Annotated in this window: 9 protein-coding genes; 1 reads left to right on the top strand and 8 read right to left on the bottom strand. The window is 70.0% G+C overall.

The window, feature by feature from the left end:
* Window positions 1-50: 50 nt before the first annotated feature.
* Window positions 51-1,121, bottom strand: a complete 1,071-nt coding sequence (locus NPS70_RS19900; protein ID WP_256525687.1) for a ParA family protein — start codon at window positions 1,119-1,121, stop codon at window positions 51-53.
* On the bottom strand, window positions 1,118-2,314 hold the full coding sequence (locus NPS70_RS19895; protein WP_256525685.1) for an ATP-binding protein: 1,197 nt from the start codon (window positions 2,312-2,314) through the stop codon (window positions 1,118-1,120). The genes NPS70_RS19900 and NPS70_RS19895 overlap by 4 nt, the downstream gene beginning before the upstream one ends.
* A 290-nt stretch (window positions 2,315-2,604) precedes the next feature.
* Between NPS70_RS19895 and NPS70_RS19890 the strand changes: the two genes are divergently transcribed.
* A complete protein-coding gene (locus NPS70_RS19890) occupies window positions 2,605-2,916 on the top strand; it encodes a hypothetical protein (protein WP_256525684.1) in 312 nt (103 codons plus the stop codon).
* Window positions 2,917-2,933: 17 nt separating this feature from the next.
* On the opposite strand, the gene NPS70_RS19885 is transcribed toward NPS70_RS19890, so the two are convergent.
* The 6 genes from NPS70_RS19885 to NPS70_RS19860 all read right to left on the bottom strand — a co-directional run bounded on the left by NPS70_RS19885 (window position 2,934) and on the right by NPS70_RS19860 (window position 20,789).
* Complete coding sequence (locus tag NPS70_RS19885; protein WP_256525683.1) at window positions 2,934-5,225, bottom strand: competence protein CoiA family protein; 2,292 nt, start codon at window positions 5,223-5,225, stop codon at window positions 2,934-2,936.
* Between the two features lie 85 nt (window positions 5,226-5,310).
* Window positions 5,311-6,027 (bottom strand): DUF4352 domain-containing protein, encoded by a 717-nt coding sequence (locus tag NPS70_RS28745; protein ID WP_256525682.1) that lies wholly within the window; start codon window positions 6,025-6,027, stop codon window positions 5,311-5,313.
* 141 nt (window positions 6,028-6,168) lie between these two features.
* Entirely contained in the window at window positions 6,169-7,434 is a 1,266-nt protein-coding gene (locus NPS70_RS19875; RefSeq protein WP_256525681.1) for a hypothetical protein, read from the bottom strand.
* A gap of 74 nt (window positions 7,435-7,508) precedes the next feature.
* Window positions 7,509-11,540, bottom strand: a complete 4,032-nt coding sequence (locus tag NPS70_RS19870; protein ID WP_256525680.1) for an Eco57I restriction-modification methylase domain-containing protein — start codon at window positions 11,538-11,540, stop codon at window positions 7,509-7,511.
* The gene (locus NPS70_RS19865) at window positions 11,540-14,449 is read right to left on the bottom strand and encodes a DEAD/DEAH box helicase (protein WP_256525679.1); all 2,910 of its coding nucleotides are present in this window, start codon (window positions 14,447-14,449) and stop codon (window positions 11,540-11,542) included. Before NPS70_RS19865 ends, NPS70_RS19870 begins: the two co-directional genes overlap by 1 nt.
* A gap of 40 nt (window positions 14,450-14,489) precedes the next feature.
* Entirely contained in the window at window positions 14,490-20,789 is a 6,300-nt protein-coding gene (locus NPS70_RS19860; protein ID WP_256525765.1) for a protein kinase, read from the bottom strand.
* Between the last annotated feature and the right edge of the window lie 220 nt (window positions 20,790-21,009).

The following is a 21,009-nucleotide window of genomic DNA, read 5'->3' as shown; positions in this document are numbered from 1 at the left end:
GCGGTCGGCCGCGAGGGGTGGACGCGGTTCGTGTCGTTCGCGACGGAGCGTCAGCGCGTGTCCGCCGGTGGCCTCGGGTGCGCCCCCTCCAGAGGCTCGCCGATCCTCGCCAGCACCCCGCGGGACAGCGCCTGGAACTCCTTGAAGCAGGTCTTCACGTACTGCTGGGTGCTCCCCAGGGCACCGTCGGCCGGCCTCAGGTCGAACATGGGCTTCCGGGCGTCGTGCGCCAGAGGCATCAGGCTCCGGTAGTTGCGCATGGTCGCGATGCGGTGCCGGTCGTCTTCGCGGGTGGGTTCCGCCTCGTCGAGGACGGCTGAGGAGTAGACCCACGGAATCCGCTTGAGCCATCGCTCGTACGCCTTGACCGGCCGGTCCAGCCGCATTTCCGGCTGCATGATGACGTACCCGAGTGGACGCATCTCGGCCCGGGGCGCGGAGATGTCCGCGGGCACCCTGGGCAGGACGAGCTGTTGCCAGTCGGCGCGCCACTGGCGCAGCGTCGGCCCCAGGTTGCTGAGGCCCTTGAGCGAGAACAGGTCGGCGGCCAGCGGCATCAGCACCGTGTCGGCCGAGATCAGGGCGGCGCGGTTGATGGCCCCCAGGTTGGGGCCGACGTCGATGAGCACGATGTCCGCCCCGACGGTCCGGGTGGCCTGCTCGATGATCCGGTGGAACGCCGTGGACGTACGGATCGCCGCGATGTCACCCGCGTAGGCGCGGGACCACTCGTTGGACAGCTTGTCCTCGAAACGGCTGAGGTCGAGGCTTCCCGGCAGCAGCCAGAGCCCCGGCTGGAGCTCGACAGGCTCGACGGCAGCGATGTCGCCCGTCCCTTCGAGGATGGGGCGGACGGCGTCGGCGATGGTCTGTCCACTGCGCACCCGCCCGGTGCCGGGAAGCCCCGCCCTCGCCGCACCCTGGTTGATGAGTTCGGAGGGGTTCTCCCATAGGTCCTCGATCTCCGTCTCGTCCAGGCACATGGAGGTCAGGTTGGCCTGGGGGTCCAGATCGACGGCCAGAACGCTCAGGCCGAGGCGCCTGATCATGTGGGCCAGGTGGTAGGTGAGGGTGGTCTTTCCCACGCCTCCCTTGTTGTTGAACAGCGCGATCGACGTCATGCGGCCCTCCTGATCACGACGACCCACGACGAATCGTCCACCTGGAACTCGGCGGGCGGATTACCGTTGTCCTCCAGTGCCCTTCTCACGCGGCCGATACCGCGGCCGAACCGGTTCACGTACCCGAGGCCCTTCAGCGCGGCGGCCAGGGACGGGTTGCGGTAGTCGGTGACGCGGTCGAAGTTGTCGTCCCGTACCTGCCCGAAGGGTCCGCCGGGGTTGGTGATCTCGATCCGGTCGTCGAACCACACGATCCGGGTCGGCGCGTAGGACGTCTCGTAGTTGCGGTGCATGAGGGCGTTCATGCAGAGTTCGCGCAGCGCCTCCAGCGGGTAGTCCGGGCGCGGGGTCTCCCGAAAGCCGTCCTCCACGAGCCGGGTACGGAGGTTGCTGCGCAGGAGGGGTTCCAGGCGCGCCGACAGCCCCACCAGGTTCTGCCGGAGTTCCTGCTCGTCGGCGATCGGGGCGTCCAGGTCGGTGCCCTGATAGCGGACGAACTGAACATAGGCCCCGGGGACCTGGCTGGTCGGATCCAGTCCGACGGCCAGGACGCCGAGCGTGGTCGGCGTGCCGGCAGGGGTGGTCAGGTGGAGCGAGGAGAGCTGGAGTTCAACGGGGCGGCCGTTCTCCTCGATGACGTCGGGGGCCACCATCGACGGCAGGTACGACTGCCGGAACACGTCCAGATCCAGGTCGTCGAGGCGTGCCAGCTCCAGGGGGCGCGTGTCGAAAGGCAGGTCCTTGGCACGACGGCGCTCCGTGAGGACCCGCTCGTCCTCCCTGCTGGCCTTCCGCGTGGTGGGGCCCGGACGGACCCAGATGACGCCGTCGAACCGCACCGGCGGGGTCGCGGACGCGGTCACGTGGAGCCGGACGACGGGCCGGCCACGGTAGACGGCCCGTTCGACGGTGAGGGACGGGCGGTCGAGGATGAGGCCGGAGTCCCGGATCTCGGTGAGCTGCAGCAGCGCCCGGTCGCTCAGGTCGACGTCGTCGACGGGCATGCCCTGGTCGTCCACCCCCACGAGGATGTCGCCACCGCCACGACCGCACAGGTCGTTGGCCATGGCGCACACCGCGTTGCCGATGGCGTCCCCGCGCTTCCCCTCGCGCTTGGGAGTGCGTTTGAACTCCAGCCATGCGGATTCCTGGGTCCCCAGGGTCTCGGCCAGATCCACGTCTTCGTCGCTCACGGGCCCATTCTGCCGTGCCGATCCGCGCTTCGGCCGCCGGTGGGCGGCACCACCTGCCCTTGGTCGTGCGCGTCGGAACGGAACGTAACCGCAGTCACGGGTTTCCTCCCTCGCTCCGTCGGCCTCGGTCCGCAGGAGTCGGCAGGGCGCGCGAAAGCCTCCAGGCGGGACGATGATGGTCGTAGGCCGTTGACCCCGGTGTGAAGCCGCGTCGGCGGGAACAACAGAAGCGAGCGCACCACCGTGACGGCGGTGGGCTCCTTAGCGCGATGAACGAAGCGTGATCCATGATGAGCAGCCCACAAGGGAACACCCCCCAATGGAGGCCCACGCCACCCCAGCGCCCCCCGCGCAAGAAGCCCCGGGTCTTCCTCTGGGTGTTCCTGGGTGTACAGCTCCTCTTCCTGATCTGGCTGATCACCGGAATCGCTTCCGGGTCGGGTACTCCCGAGGACTGCGGAACGCTCGACGCGCAGACCTGCAACGAGGCCGAGAACGTCGGCACCGCTATCGGTGTGGGCCTGATCCTGGTCCTCTGGGCCGTCGTCGACGTCATCCTGGGCATCACGTACGCGGTGTACCGCTTCTCAAGGCGACCGTAGCCGTCTCGCCAGGCTTGTCAGCCAGGGAACGGGCCGGGAGGCTGGGGGCGGCCCGGTCGCGACGGCGCAGGCGGTGACGGTTTCTCCTCATGGTCCTCTCGTGGAGCCGGTGATCCGGGTTCGGCATGCGCTTCGAAAGCACGCGCCTGCTCATTCTTCCGCACTTGGCCAAGTTCGATGGGCCGGAGACCATGTGGACGGTTGAGAGCGCGGAGGATGTCGTCGAAGTAGGGGACTGGCGTGTGGCCGGGGCCGATCACGAGCGACGGCAGCAGCAGTCCGTCTGCTTGCGGGTACCCGTCCACAGCGATGAGGATCGCGCATCGGTCGGTGTCGGACAGCAGCCCCATCTCTGTTCCGGCAGCAGCGGCAAGCGTGTTCCAGCCCACGCAGACCTGTCGAGCGGCCGCCTGGATCAGTGCCCGCCTGACGGCATCGACCATGCCCACCGTCCGGCTCGTCAGGCCGCGGCGCGTCGCCCCCGGTTTGGCGGCCGCGATGGAGGGGGCGGTCCAGTTCCTCGCGGCCGCATAGGCCCGGTCACGTTCGACGGGCCAGGCGGCGTCCGCCGTCGGGGTGCCCGCGCTCGGCTTCCACCCCAGCGCCTTGAGCACCGCGCCGAACACCTTGTCCGGGCCATGCCGCCCTTTGTCCTTCACGAGCGCGGACAGAACGGGCTTGCCCTGCTTCCACGGGGAGTCGACCGCCACGAGCAGGCCGAGCCGCGTCGTCTCGGGGATGGCCGTGTGCAGAACGCCCTGCTTCCCGAGGAGGCTCTTCCAGGTGATCCGCCCCCGCGCCCTGGCCACAAGCATCAGTTCCCGGCGGAGTCGCCTGACGAGTTCCTGGTCCACCCCCGTGCCCGTCCGTCCTGTCTCCGCCCAGGCCTCGGGAGCGCGAGTCTCGCGCCGGTCGGTCGCAGACCGCGTGGAGTCGCGCCAGATCCGGTCGACCTCGCCCTCGGTCAGTCGCTTCCCCACGCCGAGCCCGGCAAGGACCTCGGCGAAGAAGGGAGCTGGTCCGGGGGCTTCGTGGGCCAGTTTCACCGCTGCGGAGAGGAAGGGCTTGTCGGGGGTGTGGGGCGAATCGACCGCGACGAGGAGACGAACGCGATCCGCTGATGTGAAGTCCGCGGGGGACGCGCCGACGTGAGCGACCAGGGTTTCCCAGTTGATCAGTCCGTGTGAGCGGTGGATCTGCTCCAGCTTCGTACGGAACCGGGCGACCATCGCGTCCTCGGCCATCATGGGAGGCCGCGTCGGCTCGGTGAGGGCGGCCGGGTGGAGGTCAGGCCAGCGGGGGTGCGTCCGATGCGGCAGCGGGGTCGCGGTCTCCGCGCGGATGTACCAGGGGGATTCCGCGGGATGGACCAGGTCGGCGGTGCCGGTGAGCGCGTAGATCAGGTGGGGACGCGGGGCGGGAGTCTGCGACGGCAGACCTATTCGTGCGCGCGTCACGGCAGACCCTTCGCTCTGGACATCGGCCTCGTAGAGTCGCCCGCCATCGGCTTGCTTCTCCGGGATCCCCACCGCACCGGTGAAGGCGATGCGTTCGGCCTGGAGTGGAAAGGCCACCTGTGTCGGGGGCTCGGGCAGGGGCTCCGGCTTCCGGGAGTCGAGGGCAGGTGGAATGACGCCGTCGGCCGTCAGCCGGCACTCGGCGAGGGTCGTCCACTCGACGGCGTGGCCGGGGAGCTGCGTACCGACGTACACCTGCCGGGTACCGCGTTCGGTCCGGCAGGAGAACCTGATGGCGTGGCCGTGCTCCTCGACCTCGTTGTGCGCCAGTCCGCTGTCAGGACCGTACGACCAGTGGACTCCGCCGGGGTGGGTCCGGGCAAGACGGTCACGGTCCGCCTGCCAGGTGCGGAGCGGCAGTCGGCCCATCTGCACCCGGATGAGACGATGGCTGGACTCGAAGCGGACCTCCACCGCGTCGCCGGGCCCCGCCCCGAGGTCCGGGTAGGTGACGGTCACCTGCCGGTGGCCTTGGCGGCGCAGCCACTCCTGGAGGGCCCGGCCGATGTAGAGGTGGTCGGCGCTGGACTCGCCGTTCGCGGTGCGGCGGCAGTGGACGGGCGGGCGGTGCGCGAAGTGGCACTTCTTCTCGGTGTAGCGCTTGGCGCTGAGCTGCTTGCCACAGCCGCCGAGGAGGGTGCCGCAGTAGAAGTCGTCACGCGAGCGGCCCCGCATGAAGAGGTCGAACTCGTCGTGGTCGTACGGAAGGAAGACGGGGTCGTCGGAACCGGCGCGCCCGAGGACGGCCGTCTGGACCTTGCGGGTGTCTTCCTCGTCGGCGAAGGGTGTCACGGCACGCTCCGGGCGGGCGGTGGGTCGGTGGGGCGGACTGGCCGTGGTGCGGGAGCTCGGGTACGGGGGCGCGGAAGCGGGGCCGTCAGCTGGAAGCGGAGCCGGCGATCGTGACGACGGCCAGGTCGCCTTCGGTCATGCCTCTGGAGCCGGAGAACGACCACTGGGCCGGACTCGCGTCGGCGGGGAGCTTGTAGACGAAGACGGCGTCGCGCTTGAACCCGGGCTGGACCTCTTCGCCGCAGGCGTCGGCCTTTCGGTTGGCCTTCACCTGGAACACCTCGTGGATGATGTCGAACTTCCGGCCCTCGGCGTCGATGAGTCCCTGCGAGATCCCACCACCGCACACAGGGTCGAAGGGCTCAGTGCCGTCGTTGTAGACGGTCGTCTCCACGATTGCGAACTTCGCTCCCGTGCCAGCTTTGAGGATCTTCTCCGAATCGAAGTCGTCGAGGGTCACCGACGCGGCCTCGCCGACCTTCTTGACGACGACAGTCGCCCCACCGCTCTTCGCCTTCTCCCCCATGGCGTAACTCTTCGAGGTGGGAGACGGGCTGGGCTGTTCCTCCGGCCCCTCCGCGGCGTCATCGGGGTACGTGCGCGAGTCCTGCCATATGGATGGGCTGGACGTCGGTGCGGCGGTGCCCACGATGGCAACAGTGACCGCGGAGGACACCCCGGCAACCACGACCGTCCAGGCGGCGAGCAGCACGGCGGCGCGCCAGGACAGCTGGCCTCCGGCGGGCGCGGCGACAGGAGCGGTGAAGAAGGTGGGCTCGTCGGTGGGCTTGGGCGGGATCACGGCAGAAGACTCCTGAGATGCGGACCCGTCCGAGGCGGGCGGGGCTGTTTCAAAGCTCATCGCGGTCGAGGGTGCGAGGCAGAGAGGGTCGTAGATGCGGTCTGGTACGAACCCGCGCGGTCGGTGGCAGGCGCTGCTCGCTCAGCCTTCCGTGTCGCGGTCCCCCTCGTCGCCGTTCCCGTCCCCACGCCAGCGGCGCGCTCGCTCGGCGATCCCGTCGGCGATCTTGTCCTTCACCGAACTGGCCCGGTCGAGAGTCTCGTTGCCGAGGCTTCTGGCGGCGCCAACCCCCTTGGCGCCTGTCTCAAGCGCCTTGTCCCGCACCTCCGCCGCCGCGACCGTCCATCGTCTCGACTCCGACGACTGGCGACCGGACTCGACCCCGAGCCGCCCGAGGAAGTCGTGGACGCCCGCCACGACCTGGTTGCTCGACCGGACCACGGCCGGGGACTTGGCCGGGTGCAACAGCACCTTCGCATTGGCCTCGTCGGCGGCCGCGTTCATCCGGGCCACCAGACGCTCGGTGCTCCGCAAGATGAGCTCCAGCCGATTCCGCCGGGCGATCCGGATCCCCTCGCGATGCCGGTCCAGTTCCTCCGGATCCGTGTCCAGCACCCGGTCAAGTTCGAGCACGGCTATCGCGTCCTGGAGCTGGAAGCAACGTGCCAGGACGGCGAGCCACTGCCTGCCCTTGGACTCGGCCTCCTCGGCCGCGGAGGCGAGCTCACCGATCTTGGCCTTGTGTTCCATCTTCTCCGCGAGCGCGTCGAGCCGGCGGAGCGCTAACGCCTGGGTCGTCGCGATGGTCTCCGGCGTGGCCTGCACCTTCGACCACGTGATGTCGGAGACCCGGCCGACCTCGTCCCGGATGGTCATGGCATCCGTGATCACGAGCTCCGCTCCGATCATCTTCGCCAGTTCGGCGTCCTCCTGGGCGCGGAGCACGTCGTCGAGCTTCTCGTCAATCGTGGCGAGATAGTCGGTGATCTCGTCCAGGGCCTGCTGCATCGCGAGCTGCGCCATGACCGCCGCGACGTTGGCCATCCGCGCGGGGTTGCATCGGAGGGGCCCCCGCCCCTTCGCGAACTCGACGAACCCCTTGATCTGGCCCTTGTCGCCCTTCAGCACGCCTGTGCTGAGACCCGTCTTGGCGCTCTCCCTCAGCCCGTACTTGTCCATGCTCCGCGCGGACTCCTTGGTCAGCTTCACCCAGCGGCCCGAGTTGGCGGCTATGTCGGAACCCGCCTGTGCGAATCGAGCGGCGTTGCCGAGGGCGGACCGGAACGGGCGCGGTCGCAGGGCCTGCGACGGCAGCCCTTCCGACATGAGGAAGCGTTCGACCGTCGCTTGATCCCCGATGACCGCCAGGCCGTCGCCGTCCCTGATCAGCTGGATCTCGTCATCCATGGTCACTCCTTTCGAGTCGCGGCCCGGACCGTGGTGCTCTCCTCCGGTCCGGGCCGCGTAGGCAGTGGTGCGCGTCAGGCTGCCGGGTGGCGGGGGCCGTGGCCGGGGGGCGGGGTGAGGGTGGAGGTGTAGTTCTCGCCGTCCACGAGGGGGGTAGTCAGGCTGACGCCGGCCGCCGCCATGCGGTCGTACTCGGCGAGGATGAGGTCCTTGGTGCGGTAAGTGCCGTACTTGGCCTCGTCCTTGCGCTTGACGATGGGGAAGGCGTCGAGGATGTAGTCAACGTCGTCGCGGGTGATTCCGTAGAGGTGGAAGAAGAGGGCGTCGAGTTCGGCACGGATGACGGTGCGGCGGTCTTCGTTCCAGACGAAGGGGGCGCCGGTGTCGCCGAGGTCGCGGGCGAAGGACCGCATGTCATAAGCGGTGTGGGCCAGCTCAATGAGTCGTGGAGTCAGATAGCCTGCATGAATCAAGAGTTCCGCAGGCGACGGAACGGGCAGCTGCCTCACGATGAAGAAGCTGAGCGAGGTTCCACCAATGCTCTGCCGGCACACATAGTCAAATGCGAACGATGACCACGCCGCGCTGAGGAGTTGCGGAGAATCGGCCAGGTTGAGCAAGAACTTGTGCCCCATACCAACGGCGGGTGCAATCGAACTGATCATCGTCCGCTCGTCGGTAGCGCGGCAAATTTCCCGCCACCCAAGCGTCCAGTCCCGACGCCAGCCTTTCGTCAGGAATTTCTCATCCACCTCACACTCAGCCACCCAATGCCGTGGCAGCACTACCATACCTGGGTCTTCCTTCTCGCCCAATTCAAGGTCCCGAGCGGAATCGCCTCTGCTATAGGTGGCCCAGCGGTGATCAAATTGGTGCAGCATCTTCGCCTCATAGAGCGGCAGCATACGAGCTTCGCCCTTCGTGAAGACGTTACCCACCAACTGCCATCCCTCGGCCTCCAGAGTCTCGCGACGGTGGAAGAGATGCGAGTCATGGGAAAGATGAAACATGGCCAGAAAAGCCACATCCCATGGGTTGCCCTTCGGATCGCCTTCCTTGATCAGGACAGGGACACGGCGGTAGATGCCCAGCGTGATCTCCGCATCACGACGTGAGCGGAATACTGGGCACGTGCCCGTATTCGGGTTGAGGAGAGTGATCTCCTCGGGCGTCAGCGTGAAACCCTTCTCCGCGTCGTCCAGCTCCACCGGGTCGTGGAGGAAGAAGGCGAACCGAGCGGCAGGCTCACGAAGGCCCCGGCCCGTCAGGGACAGGATGCTGAACTTCATACGGGAGTCCACGTCCGGGAACAGGCCGGCCCGGTTCTCGAAGTCGTACAGCGCCGCGATCGAGCCCTTCTGCACCAGGTCCTTGAAGAAGTATTGCGTCCTCGCGTCCGTCGCGATGCCCGTCGGCACGATGACGCCGACACGGCCCAGCTCCCCCGTCAGTATCCGGTCCGTCTCCGCGAACACCGCGTACAGGTTGAGGTTGCCCTGGCCCGTCAGCGGCACCCGCTTCGACCGGCGCAGGAAGTGGCTCTCCGCGTAGACGGCACGCTTCGCCGCCGCGTACTCGCCGTACAGCTCCAGCGTGTCCGGGTCGTCCTGGAGCTTGGCGATCTGCTTCTTGCGGGCGCTCGCGTTCGAGATGGCGGCGATCTCCGGGGCGCGCTGCGCGAAGAACTCCTGTTCTTTCAGCTCCACGCTGTCCCACGGCGGGTTCCCGAGGACGCAGTCGAAGCCGCCCGCCCAGCCCGTCGCCTCGTCCACCGTCCCCGTGACAACCCCGTCCGGAACGGAGAACACCTCCGGGAACTCCAGGTGCCAGTGGAAGAAGTGGTACTGCTCCCGCAGGCGCACGATCTCGTCGTGGGTGGCCTTCGAGGCGCTGGACGCGTCCGGGTCCTCCAGGGAGCGGAAGAGGCCGTGCGTGACCGCCCTGGGAGTCTCCGGGGTCTTCAGCCACATGAAGGCGGCGCACCAGGCGTCGGCCAGGTGGAGGGCGTTGAGGTAGTCGGCGGACTTCTCCCACTGTTCGTAGGCCGCCGCCTGGCCCCGTACCTCACGCAGGTTGTCCGAGGGGGCATGGGTGATCCGGCGCATGCCGGCCGCGAGGGTCGTGTTCGCGACCTTCACGCCGTCGTCCTCCATGTCGAAGAGGGTGAACTGTCCCTTCCGCTCCTCGGCGTTCAGCTTCTCCAAAGACTTGGCGTGCTTCTTGTCGTCGCCCTCCGTCGCGATGAACGCCTCGTCCGGAATCCCGCCCCGCAGCAGCTTCGGCGTCGCCCCAATCAGTGCGTTGCCGTGCTTCACGTGGGCGTCCAGGAAGCCGAGCGGCTTGCCCGGTTCCAGGGCCTCCAGCCACAGGGAGACCTTGGCCAGTTCGACGGCCATCGGGTTGAGGTCGACGCCGTAGACGCACCGCGCCACGACCTCGTGCAGCGCGTGGCGGACGGCCTCAAGGGTGGGCTCCGGGTTGCGTTCCCGTACCGCCGCGACCCGCTTCGCGATGCGTCGCGAGGCCGCCACCAGGAAGTGGCCCGAGCCGCAGGCCGGGTCGCAGACCGTCAGGGACAGCAGCTCGCGGACGATCGTGTCCGACGGGTCCGGGTCGCCCGCCGCGCTCGCCGCCTGCTCGCCACGCTTGACCGTGTCGTCCAGGACCGGGTCCAGGGCGGAGTCGAGCAGGCACTCGATGAGCGAGGACGGGGTGTAGTACGAGCCCGTCGTCTTCCTCGTGTTGCCAGCCAGCTCCACCAGTTCGAAGGTGCGGTCGGCCGCGCTGTGCTGCGGGACCAGCTCGAGCAGGGACTCGTAGATCGAGCCCAGTTCCTCGGCGTCCAGGTGGCGGTAGTCGACGGTGCGCCAGCGCCGCGAGCCCGCGTCCCGGACCTGGGAGAGGTGGCGTACGGCCGTGAGGAGGTACTCGTTCGACAGCGCGAGGCCCTCCAGCGGGGCGTCCGCGTCCGTCTTGTCGAAGATGCCGCCGAGGCCCGGCAGGCCCAGTTCCGGGCGGCCGTTCTCGTCGCCGAGGGCATCCAGGACGATCCGGAGGGCCTGGTAGAGGTCGCCGTGGGCGGTGCCCCGGCGGCGGCGGGCGTGCTGCCTCAGACGAGCCGACGAGAAGTAGCTCGTGTAGCGGTCCCGGGCCTGGTCGGTCGCCTCCGGGCCGTGCAGGGCGTCGCGGTCCTCCGCCACGAAGACGAACAGCAGGCGGTAGACGAGACGGAGCAGCGCGCCGTGCAGGGCCTTGACGTCCGTGTCCTCGCGCAGGGCCGTGTTCGCCGGGTGGCGCAGGAAGCCCGTGCCTAGGGTGGTGATGGCCTCCTGGACGCCCTTGCGGAGTTGGTCCAGGGCCCGCGTGCCCGAGGCGATCGCCTCCGTACGCCACTTCTCCAGCCAGCAGGCGGACGGGGCCGCACCCTCCGCCACCGCGAAGCGGGAGACGTGCAGCAGGCGGTACAGGAGCACGAACTCGCTGAAGAGTTCGCCGTCGAGGATGGCTTCGAGGTCGAACTCGACGTACGAGGCGGTGGCGAGCGCGCTGGAGTCGCGCAGGATCCGGAGTCGGCGGCCGTTGGTGAGGACGCCCCAGAGGTGGGCCTCGGTGCGGTTCAGGCATTCCTGGACGAGGGACTGGGGCGGGACCGTGCCCGCGCCGCCGGTGCGCTTGTCCAGGTCGGCGTTCCAGGCCGTCATGTGGAGGAGGGCATGGTTCCAGCGGTGGCTGATGGGGAAGACGCGGTCGGCGTCGCTGTCCGCCGGGATGCCGGTGGCGCCGATCGGGGTCAGGCGGCCGAAGCCCAGCTCGGCGAAGAGCGGTTCCAGCCACTGGGAGACGGCCAGGCCGGTCGGGTCGGCCGGGGTCTCGGCGTCTGGGACGACCGGCAGCTTCTCGCGCAGTTCGCGCCAGACGGACTTCAGGTAGTCCCAGTGGCGTTCGGCCTCGTCGCGTACGGAACGGGCGCCGATGACCTGGTAGTCGGCGGGGGCGGAGCCCTTGACGTCCTTGCCGTCGGCGATGCGGAGCAGCATGTCGGCGGGGAGCAGGCCGCCGACGGTGTGGACGGCGGAGAAGACCTGGTTGCGGGTGGTGGCGGACATCAGACGGCGGCCTCTCCGGACGCGGCGGGCAGGTAGACGTAGACGCCGAGGACGTCGGCCGGCTTCTGGGCGGTGACCCGCAGGCCGCGGACGATCTCGTCAGAGGCGCGACGGACGCGCCGGTGGGACTCGTGGAGTTCGGCGGAGAGGGTGTCGCCGTACTGCTCCAGGTGGTCGGTGACAGCCGAGAGCTGGCCGAGGACCCGGGTCATCATGTGCTCACCGTGGTCGGGGTCGACGCTGTCGGCGGCCTGGGCGGTGAGGAGGGCGTGGGCCTGGTCCTCGGGCAGCCACACGGCGTTCTTCGGGGAGCCCTGGAAGGCGAGGAGGCGGGCGTCCTCGGCGACGAGCTGCGTCTCCCCCTGCCGGGAGGGCAGCGTGAGGTGGAAGCGGTAGCGGACGAGGAGCAGGGTCGTGCGGGTCTCGACGGCGCGGGTGGAGACGACGCCGCAGCGGCGGGCGGGGCGGCGGCCGTCGGCCTGGCTGTCGAGGGCGGAGTTCAGGACGTGGGCGGCGATGGCACCGACGACGGGGTCGGTGCGGACGAGGGCGGCCTCGCCCCGGGCCACGGCCGAGGTCGTACGGAACGGGATGGGGCGGGCGCCTTCGACGGTGGCGGAGCCGACGACGGGGGCGAGGGCGTCGCGCAGGCCGGCGGAGGTGCCGCTGACCTCGGCGGTGAAGTCGCCGGAGCCGTCGCCCGCCTCCACCAGGTGGGCTTCCAGGGCGGCGAGGGAAGTCCGTACGAAGTCGTTCACCTCGTCGGCGCGGCCGAGGGTGTCGCGGATGGCGAGGACCTCGCGGGCGACCTCCTCCGGGTGGATGGAGCGCTGGGCGAACCGGGAGCGGGAGCGGGTCTCGCGTTCGGCCGCCGACTTCCAGTCGGCCTCCAGGTCGGCGAAGCTCTGCTGGAAGGAATCTGCCTCGAAGAGGGTGCCCTGCTCCCCCTCCCGGCCGCGCAGCAGCAGCCACTCCACGATGGCGTCGGTGACGCCGGAGGAGGTCTCGTCGGGGACGGAGACGGAGATGCCGAGGTCCTTCTTGATCTGGCGGTGCTTCTTGATGAGGACGTCGAGGACCTTGCCGTCGATGCCGTTGTCGCTGCCGTACAGGGTGATGACCCGGACCTCGTCGCGCTGCTGCCCGTAGCGGTCGACGCGGCCCTCGCGCTGGTCGTGGCGGGTGGGGTTCCAGGCGAGGTCGTAGTGGACGACGGCGTCGAAGTGGTGCTGGAGGTTGACGCCCTCGGAGAGGCAGTCGGTGGCGACGAGGACGCGGCGGGCGGCCGGGTCCTGCCCGGCCTCCTCCGCCAGCTCCTCGATCCGCTCGATGCGCTGCTGGGGCGAGAGGGTGCCGGTGACGGCGCGGACGACGGTCTTCTTGCCGAGCTTGCCGCCCAGATGCTCGGCGACGTACTCGGCGGTGGGGATGTAGCGGCAGAAGACGATCGGGTGGTAGCCGTTGTCGAGCAACACCTTGAGGTGCTTGACCAGGGCCTTCAGCTTGAGGTCGCCTTCCGGGCCCTCCAGGGCGGCGGCCCGGTCGGCGAGTTCGGCGAGGCGGGCGCCCGCGTCGTCGGTCTCGGCGCCGGGGGCCACGTCCATGCCCTCCAGGCTGTCGCTGTCGGCCGCGTCGCGGGTGAGGGGCGCGCCGAAGCGGTCGGCCTCCTCGGCGCTGGCGGCGGCCGCGGCGGCGGAGCGCGTACGAAGGGTCTGGGCGGCGGCGCGCGGGGAGGAGACGAGGGAGCGGAGCAGGGCGATCGCGGACCACCAGGCGATACGGGCCTCGCGCTTGCCCTGGCTGCCGGCGGCCTCGACGCGCTCGCTCGCGTAGGCGATGGCGTCGTCGAGGAGGGCGCGGTAGGCCGGTGACAGCTTATAGGTCTCGTCCTTGAAGAAGCGGTCGGACGGGAACGCGGTCCGCTCGGCCAGGCTGTCGTCGCCGAGGCCGTCCTCGGTCGTCAGGTACTGGCGTACGTCGGCGCGCTTGCGCTGCACGAAGTGCTGGGCGAGGAGTCGTCGGCCCTGGTCGGAGTCGAGGTCCGTGCCTGCCAGTTCGGGCCTGACCAGGCCGAGAAGGTTGCGGAAGGCGGACTCCTTGCCGCTGTGCGGGGTGGCGGTCACGAGGAGCAGGTGACGCTCGGCGTCCTCGGCTACGCGGCGCAGCAGTTCGTAGCGGAGCTGGTTCTGTGTGGAGGTGGTGTCGTCGGCGGCGACGCAGGTGTGGGCCTCGTCGACGATCACCATGTCGGGGCAGTGCTTGACGAAGTCGTCTCGGTGGCGGGTGGACTTGATGAAGTCGGTGGAGACGATGACGTGGGGGTACTTGTCGAAGAGCGACTGCCCCAGGTCCAGGCCGCGCTCCAGGCGGGAGACGGTGGAGGCGAGGACGAGTTCGGCGTCGAGGCCGAACTTGGTGCGCAGCTCCTCCTGCCACTGCTCGGCGAGGGCCGGTGAGCAGAGGACGGCAAGGCCGCGTGCCTCGCCCTGGGCGAGGAGTTCGCTCGCGATGAGGCCGGCCTCGACGGTCTTGCCGATGCCGACGTCGTCGGAGATGAGGAGCCGTACGGTGCTCTGCCGCAGCGCCATGAGGAGCGGGACGAGCTGGTAGGCGCGGGGTTCGACGGCGATGCCGGCGAGGGAGCGGAAGGGGCCGGCGCCGGAGCGGAAGCCGATGCGGAGGGCTGAGCGCAGCAGGCCGGCGGCGCGGTGGTCGCCGAGGTCGGCGGCGGACGGCGGGGTGAACTCGGCGCCTCTGACGTCCTCGAAGGCGGGGAAGACGGCGGCGATGTCGTCGTCGGAACCGCCGAGCGGGCGCAGGACGAGCATGTCGGGGGCGCTCTCGGGGAGCACGACCCATTCGCGGCCTCGGGCGGTGACCAGGGAACCGGCGGAGTAGGTGAGCGTCATCGGGTGAGTCCTCGGGGTCCTCGGGCGGTCGGTTCCGTGGTCAGGAGGCGGCGGGGCCGCCGAAGTAGCGGGCGTGGCGGGCGACGACGGCGTCCCAGTCGGCGGGGTCGGCCGGGAAGCGGACGACGCCCCAGCCGGCGTCGTAGAGGCGCTCCTCGGCGTCCTCGTCGCGGGTGGCGTCCTCCTCCTTGTCCGGCCCGTCGACGAAGACGGCGAGGTTGACGCCGGGCAGGTGGTAGACGAAGTCGGGGAGGGCGGTGCCGACGAGGGTCCGGCCCTCGTCGGGCAGGCGCAGGCCGTGGTCCCTGAGCCAGGTGACGAGGGTCTGCTCCAGGGGAGTGTTCGCCATGTCGTCGGCGTCGTCGGCCGGCGTGTCGGCGAGCTTCGGGGCCGTTCGCCCCAGTTCCTCGACGAGCCGCCGGTGCTGCTCCGTCGGGGACTCGCCCCGACCTTCGGGCTCGGACACGGCGGAGGCGAGGCGGCGCAGCAGGTGGACGACGGTGTGGCGGTCGATGGCCGCATGGTCGAGCTGGTTGCCGTAGGTGAGCAGGCAGTCGTAGCAGCCGCGGGCGCAGTGCTGCTTGGCCTGGTCCACTCCGTGCTCGTCGAAGTGGCAGATCTCCAGGGCGCGGCGGGCGGCGACGGCGAGCGCTCCGGGCTCGGCCTGGAGTCGGCGCAGGACTCCGGCGCCGCCCTCCGCGGCCTCGGTGAGCAGGAAGCGGTTGCGGGGGCCGTCGTCGGGCGGGAGCAGTTCGCTGGTGAGCTCGGAGTCCTCCAGCTCGAACGCCGCCTCGACGCCCCGCTCCAGGGCGTACATCAGAGTGAGGGCGACGGGTTCGGGCAGCGGCTCGTCGAGGGTGACGACGAGGATGTTGCGGCGGTCCTCGACGAAGGGCACGACCCGCTTCTTGCGGCGCTTCTCGTTGCCGTCCGGGTCGATGACCGGCATCTCGCTGGAGTCGCCGGACGCCTCGGCGGCATCGCGTTCGTTCATCCAGTGGCCGCTTGCGGGGTCGAGCCAGTAGCCGTCCTGCTCGTTCTCCTTGGCCCGCAGCCGTCCCTTGTTGGTGATGCGGACGGTGGCCGAGTCGCCGTACGAGATCGTGGCGAGACTGCCCGCCGGGTCCGAGACGTGGGCGTCCTGGCGGCCCTTGCGGATGCCGTGGTCCTGGAAGCGGTACGAGATCTCCAGCCGGAATCCGGCCCTGCGGCGCTCCTCCTCGTCGGAGGAGATCCGCTCCCGGCGCTGGGTGTAGACGGTGTGCAGGTGCAGCAGGTTGTAGGCGGCGGCGCCGAGCGGCTCCTTGCACATGTCGCAGACGTCGGCGCGCCGCTCGGGATCGTGGTGGTAGCCGCAGTGCTTGCAGCGGGTGGCCGCGGTGGTGGCGATGTCGCCGGAGGAGTCCGGGGGCAGCTGGACGCGGGTCACCTGGTAGCGGGCGCCCTCGTGATAGATCAGCGCGCCGGGGCCGAACTCGCGGATGGCGAGGAACCGGGGGCGCTGGAGGTAGTCGCCGTCGCCGTGGCGGCGGCCGGTGGTCGGGATGTAGGCGGCCAGCGGCAGGCGGGGGAAGGAGTAGCCGGGCAGGAAGCCCTCGGAGGCGAGGTAGCGGTAGGGGTTGAAGTCGGAGAGGACGGACCTGCTGTCCGGGGTCTCGTTCTTGAGGAGATTGAGCTGGGTCTCCGCCTCCTTGCGGCGGGCGACGGCGCGCCGCCGGTCGCCTTCCGTGAGGGTGTGGTCGAGGACCCGCTTGTTCTGGACGTACTGGTCGACGAGGGCGGCCCGGAAGAGGTCGCGCCAGCGGTCGAAGGCGCGGTCGAAGCGGTCGGGGGCGGTACGGACGCGGTCCTCGATCCAGCGCTCGTCCCACCAGACGGTCGTGGCGAAGTCGGCAAGCAACGGGCCGAGGACCCGGTGGGCCGCCGCCACCGTACGGGCCTGCGCGTCGGCGTCGCGGGAGGCCGCGTACAGGTCGTCGTGGAGGTGGAGCGCCGGGTTCGGGCGGCCCAGGCTCTCGTCGTACGCGATGTCGATGATCTGCGGAATGGCCCGGCCGAGCTTCAGCCCGGCCTCGGCGAGCCAGATGCCCTGGAGGTGGGAGAGGACGAGGTCTTCGTTGGCGAGGTCGAGGCGCGGCGGGGCGACGGCGCCCGCCACCATGCGCTCGGAGCGACGGAAGTAGTACTGGTCGTGGCTGTTGCCGGTGGCGCAGTACGTGGTGACGAGGGCGGGCTGGCCGCTCCGGCCGGCGCGTCCGCTGCGCTGTGCGTAGTTGGCCGGGGTGGGCGGCACGTTGCGCATCATGACCGCGTTGAGGGACGAGATGTCGACGCCCAGCTCCATGGTCGGGGAGCAGTAGAGGAGCTTCAGTTCGGCCTTGCTGAAGGCTTCCTCGCGGCGCTCACGCTCGGCGGGGTCGACCTGGGCGGTGTGCTCACGGGCGAACAGGCCGGACAGTTCGGCGGCGGCGTTGCGGTAGAGGTCGCGGAAGAAGGTGTTGACGCGCGGCCCGTCGCCGCTGGCGTAGGTGCGGGTGAGGGGGTCGTGGGCGCCGGACTCGCCGGGGCCGGCCCGCCAGATGAGGGAGGCGGCGGAGATCCGGTAGCCGGTGGCGGCGGGACCGGTCGGCGCGCGGAAGCGGCCAGCGCGCTGGGGGGCGGCGCTGACCTCGGTGACCAGGCCGGCCTTTGCGAGCACCTTCAGCAGGCCCTCGATGATCTTCTGGAGGTCCCTGTTGTCCAGCTTCACGCCGTCGCGCACGTCGAAGACCGTGGGTGCGGTGCGGCGCAGGTACTTGCCGAACTTGCCGCGGGCCGAGAGGAAGTGCCCGGACCGGTCCATGCCGGGGCTGGAGGGCTGCGGGTAGGCGGTCTTGACCCTGGGCGCGTCGGACCTGCCGAGGACCCACGGGTCGATGAGGCGTTCCTCGCTGGCACGCTGGAGGGCGTCGAAGTCGTCGCGGAAGTACTGGACGTCGATGGCGAGTTCGCGGCGCATGTCGTCCAGGAGCGTCCGCGTGATCTCGGCGCGCAGGGCGGGGTCGGCGTCGCGGAGCGCCGCATGCGTGTCCTGCCAGCGCTCGTCACGCTCGGCGACCCACTGGAGGTCCGCGTAGTCGATCGTCAGCAGACCGGTCCGCTCCAGGTTCGGCATGGTGATGCGCCAGCCGCTCTCCAGGTCGAGGTAGAGACGGAAGGCGATGACGTCACGCAGGGTCTTGGCCGCGTTGCGGGCGAGGGCGGGCGGCAGGTCCGACTGCCCGGTGTATCCGACGGGGTCCAGGGCGAGGGCGTTCGCCACGCGGGTGGCCAGCTCCTCGTGGTGGATGCCCTCTTCCCCGGCGTCCAGGGCGGCCCGGTAGAGCGCGCCGCGCAGTTGGGTGATCTGGACGAAGTCGTTGAAGTGGCCGGCCTGGAGGGAGGCGTCCTGGCGGTTGTCGACGAAGGTGAGGAGCTTGCGCGCCTCCTTGTCGAGGGCTTCCTCGGGAACGGCCTTGAGGGAGCGGACGACGGCCGCCGACACCAGGGAGGTGGCGGAGGACCGGCCTTCCTGGTCGAGGGTCGCGAGCTTCGCGAAGTCCTTGCCGCGCGGCTGCTCGTAGGACACCGAGCACTGGATGCAGAAGCGGAACGGGGCCGGGATGAAGGCGGCGTCCAGGTCGCCCCGTCCCTCGTACCCGTAGGGGTCGACGGTCACGGCGCGGGGCGCGCGCTCGCGGTGCGACTTCCTGACGACTTCCTGACCACGGTCGTCGAGCTCCAGCCACGACTCCGGCAGCTTGCGCTCGGCGACGGCCTCGTCGAGCGAGCGGGGCCAGGGGCGGCCGACGTAAAGGTAGCCGTCGCCGGCCCTGCCGCCCGTGGCGGAGGTGTCGCGGCGGGACTCGTAGCGGACCTCTCCGTCCTTCTCGGTGCGCCACACCGTCAGGTACTCCTGGCCGCACTCCCGGCAGAAGGCGAGCGGGATGAGGCGCTTGCCGTCGGTGCCGGGCTGCACCTGCTGGTAGTCACGGGTGAGGTGGCGGCTTTCCGGGTCCTCCAGAGTGACATAGACGGTGTCGCCCTTGGAGAGGAACTGGTGGAGGCGGAAGGCGAAGAGGGGGCGTTCCGTGACGGGGTGACGGGCCTGCGAGCCGGCCTCCAGGGTGGCGCGCAGGGCCGCGGCGCAGTCCTCGACGGACACGCCGCTCTCCCGGGCGAGGTCCTCGGCCGCCTCCTCGATCTTGGCGGGCTTCTGGCGGACGAGGCGGTCGGTGAGGGTGTCGGTGGCCAGGCCGAAGCGGGTCTCGATCCAGCGGGCGAGCGGGTCGCGGACCAGGTCGGCGTACGCGCGGGGCGCGTCGATGGTGCGCAGCCGCTCGGCAGGGACGGTGTCGGGGGCCGGGTCGGTGGCGCGGACCAGGGTCTCGCCGATGACGTGCTCGATGCGGATCCTCGTGCCGAAGAGCTTGGAGGCGACGCCCGCGACCACGCTCTTCTGCTCGTCGATCGTGCCCTCGGTGGACATGGTGGCAGAGGTTCCGACGCACTGGAGACGGTCGGCCTGGCACGCCTCGCGGACGCGGCGGATGAGCAGGGCGACGTCGGCGCCCTGGCGGCCTCGGTAGGTGTGGAGTTCGTCGAAGACGAGGAACTCGAGGCCCTTGGCCATCCGGACGAGGCTGTCGCGGTCGTCGGGGCGGGTGAGCATCAGCTCCAGCATCACGTAGTTGGTGAGCAGGATGTCCGGCGGGTTGTCACGGATCTCCCTGCGGGCGGCGTCGTCCTCCTGGCCGGTGTAGCGGGCGAAGGTGACGGGCTCGCGTCCTGTGCCGTAGCCGTCCCTCAGGTACTTCTCCAGCTCCTTGAGTTGGCTGTTGGCCAGGGCGTTCATGGGGTAGACGATGATCGCGCGGACTCTCTTGGCCGTCCCTCGCGGCTCCGTCTCCCGGTCCCTGAGGACCTTGTCGACGATGGGCACGATGTAGGAGAGGGACTTGCCCGAGCCGGTGCCGGTGGTGAGGACGTAGGACGCCCCGGACCGGGCGGCGTCGACGGCTTCGCGCTGGTGCTGGTGGAGGGTGAGCGGGCGGCCGTCGCAGACGGTGCCGCCCCTGGTCTTCTTCGCCTGGAAGGTCCGCGCGCACTCCGGGTGGAGGACGCCCTGGGACGCGAGTTCGGCAACGGTTCCGGCGGAGCCGAAGAAGGGGTTGAGGGAGAGCCAGGGGTTGGGCCACTGGGACTTGGCGTCGAGGTCGCGCCGGACGAAGTCGGCGACGCGTTCGTCGCGGATGATCGTGCCGCCGTGGGTGAAGGCACGGTACTCGTCGATCAGGTCCCGGTGGACACCGAAGACGTCCATGCCGGAGGCGTGCGGGCGGGTCTGGGCGGGCGGCCGGTCGGGCGGAGCCTGCCGCGCCGTGGGCGTGGAGAGCGCGGACCGGTCCTGGAGGAGGCGGCCCAGCGGATCGAACTCGCTCCAGGTGGGCAGTAGTTCGCCGGGCGCGACGAACGGCAGCAGGGCGTCCCGTACGGCGGCGGCGCTCTCGGGACGGTCCGCCGGGTTCTTGGCGAGGAGACGGTCGACGAGGCGGGCGAGCGCCTCGGGGACGTCATGCCGGACCAGCCGGACCGGGTTCGGTGCCTGATGGACGTGCTTCTCGCCGAGTTCGTACGCGGAGGTGCCGACGAACGGCGGCACGCCGAGGAGCATCTCGTACAGGACGCAGCCGAGGGCGTAGAGGTCCGCCGCCGGGGTCACGGCTCCGCCCTCGAACTGCTCGGGGGCCATGTAGCGGGCGGTGCCGACGGTGACACCCGTGCTGGTGAGCTTGGCGCCATCCGAATCGTCGACGATCCGGCCCATGCCGAAGTCCAGGACCTTCACGAGGCCACCGCGGGTGAGCATGACATTGCGGGGCTTGAGGTCGCGGTGCACGACGCCCTCGACGTGTGCGGCCTTGAGCCCCTCCGCCATCTGCACGGCAATGGCCGCCGCCCAGGAGATCGGCAGCTGCGGCTCGTCGGCGACCAGGTCGGCCAGAGGATGGCCGTCGAGGAATTCCATCGCGAGGTAGGGCAGGCCGCCGTTCGTGTCGTCCACACCGCCGGCGATCGTACGCGGGAGGTTGGGGTGCCGGGCGAAGGTCTGCATGATCCGCACCTCGCGGGCGAACCGTTCCACGGTCTTGGTGTCGCCGTGCGTGTCGATCTGCAGGCCGGACCGGCGCCGGAGGATCCGCTTGACCGCCACGACGCGGTCGGCGTCGCCTGGAGCGGCCTCCAGATCCTCGGCCCTGTGGACCTCGCCCATGCTGCCCGAGTCCACAGCACCCAGGAGCCGGAACCGCCCCGCGATCATCTCCGTCGCCACAGCCCATTCCCTTGCGTTTTCGCGTGGCCCTGCGAGCACACGACTCCCCACGGGAGAATGCCGTGGAACCTGACACGGACAGACCCCCAGCCCACAGGGAGCGTACACGAGTGTTTCGTCGTGAACAACGCATTTACACGTTGACAGAGTCAACGTACTAGCTGATGGATCACAGGGCGTGTTCATCCATGAGCCGCATCGGGTTCCG

The sequence above is a fragment of the Streptomyces sp. C10-9-1 genome (assembly GCF_024497955.1).
Taxonomy (GTDB): domain Bacteria; phylum Actinomycetota; class Actinomycetes; order Streptomycetales; family Streptomycetaceae; genus Streptomyces; species Streptomyces sanyensis.
This window is presented reverse-complemented; position numbering and strand designations above follow the sequence as displayed.

Bases quoted from the DNA above. Each gene is read 5' to 3' on its own strand.
- NPS70_RS19900 (WP_256525687.1), bottom strand. From the start codon at position 1,121: ATGACGTCGATCGCGCTGTTCAACAACAAGGGAGGCGTGGGAAAGACC.
- NPS70_RS19865 (WP_256525679.1), bottom strand. From the start codon at position 14,449: ATGACGCTCACCTACTCCGCCGGTTCCCTGGTCACCGCCCGAGGCCGC.
- NPS70_RS19860 (WP_256525765.1), bottom strand. From the start codon at position 20,789: ATGATCGCGGGGCGGTTCCGGCTCCTGGGTGCTGTGGACTCGGGCAGC.
- NPS70_RS19870 (WP_256525680.1), bottom strand. From the start codon at position 11,540: ATGTCCGCCACCACCCGCAACCAGGTCTTCTCCGCCGTCCACACCGTC.
- NPS70_RS19890 (WP_256525684.1), top strand. From the start codon at position 2,605: ATGAGCAGCCCACAAGGGAACACCCCCCAATGGAGGCCCACGCCACCC.
- NPS70_RS19875 (WP_256525681.1), bottom strand. From the start codon at position 7,434: ATGGATGACGAGATCCAGCTGATCAGGGACGGCGACGGCCTGGCGGTC.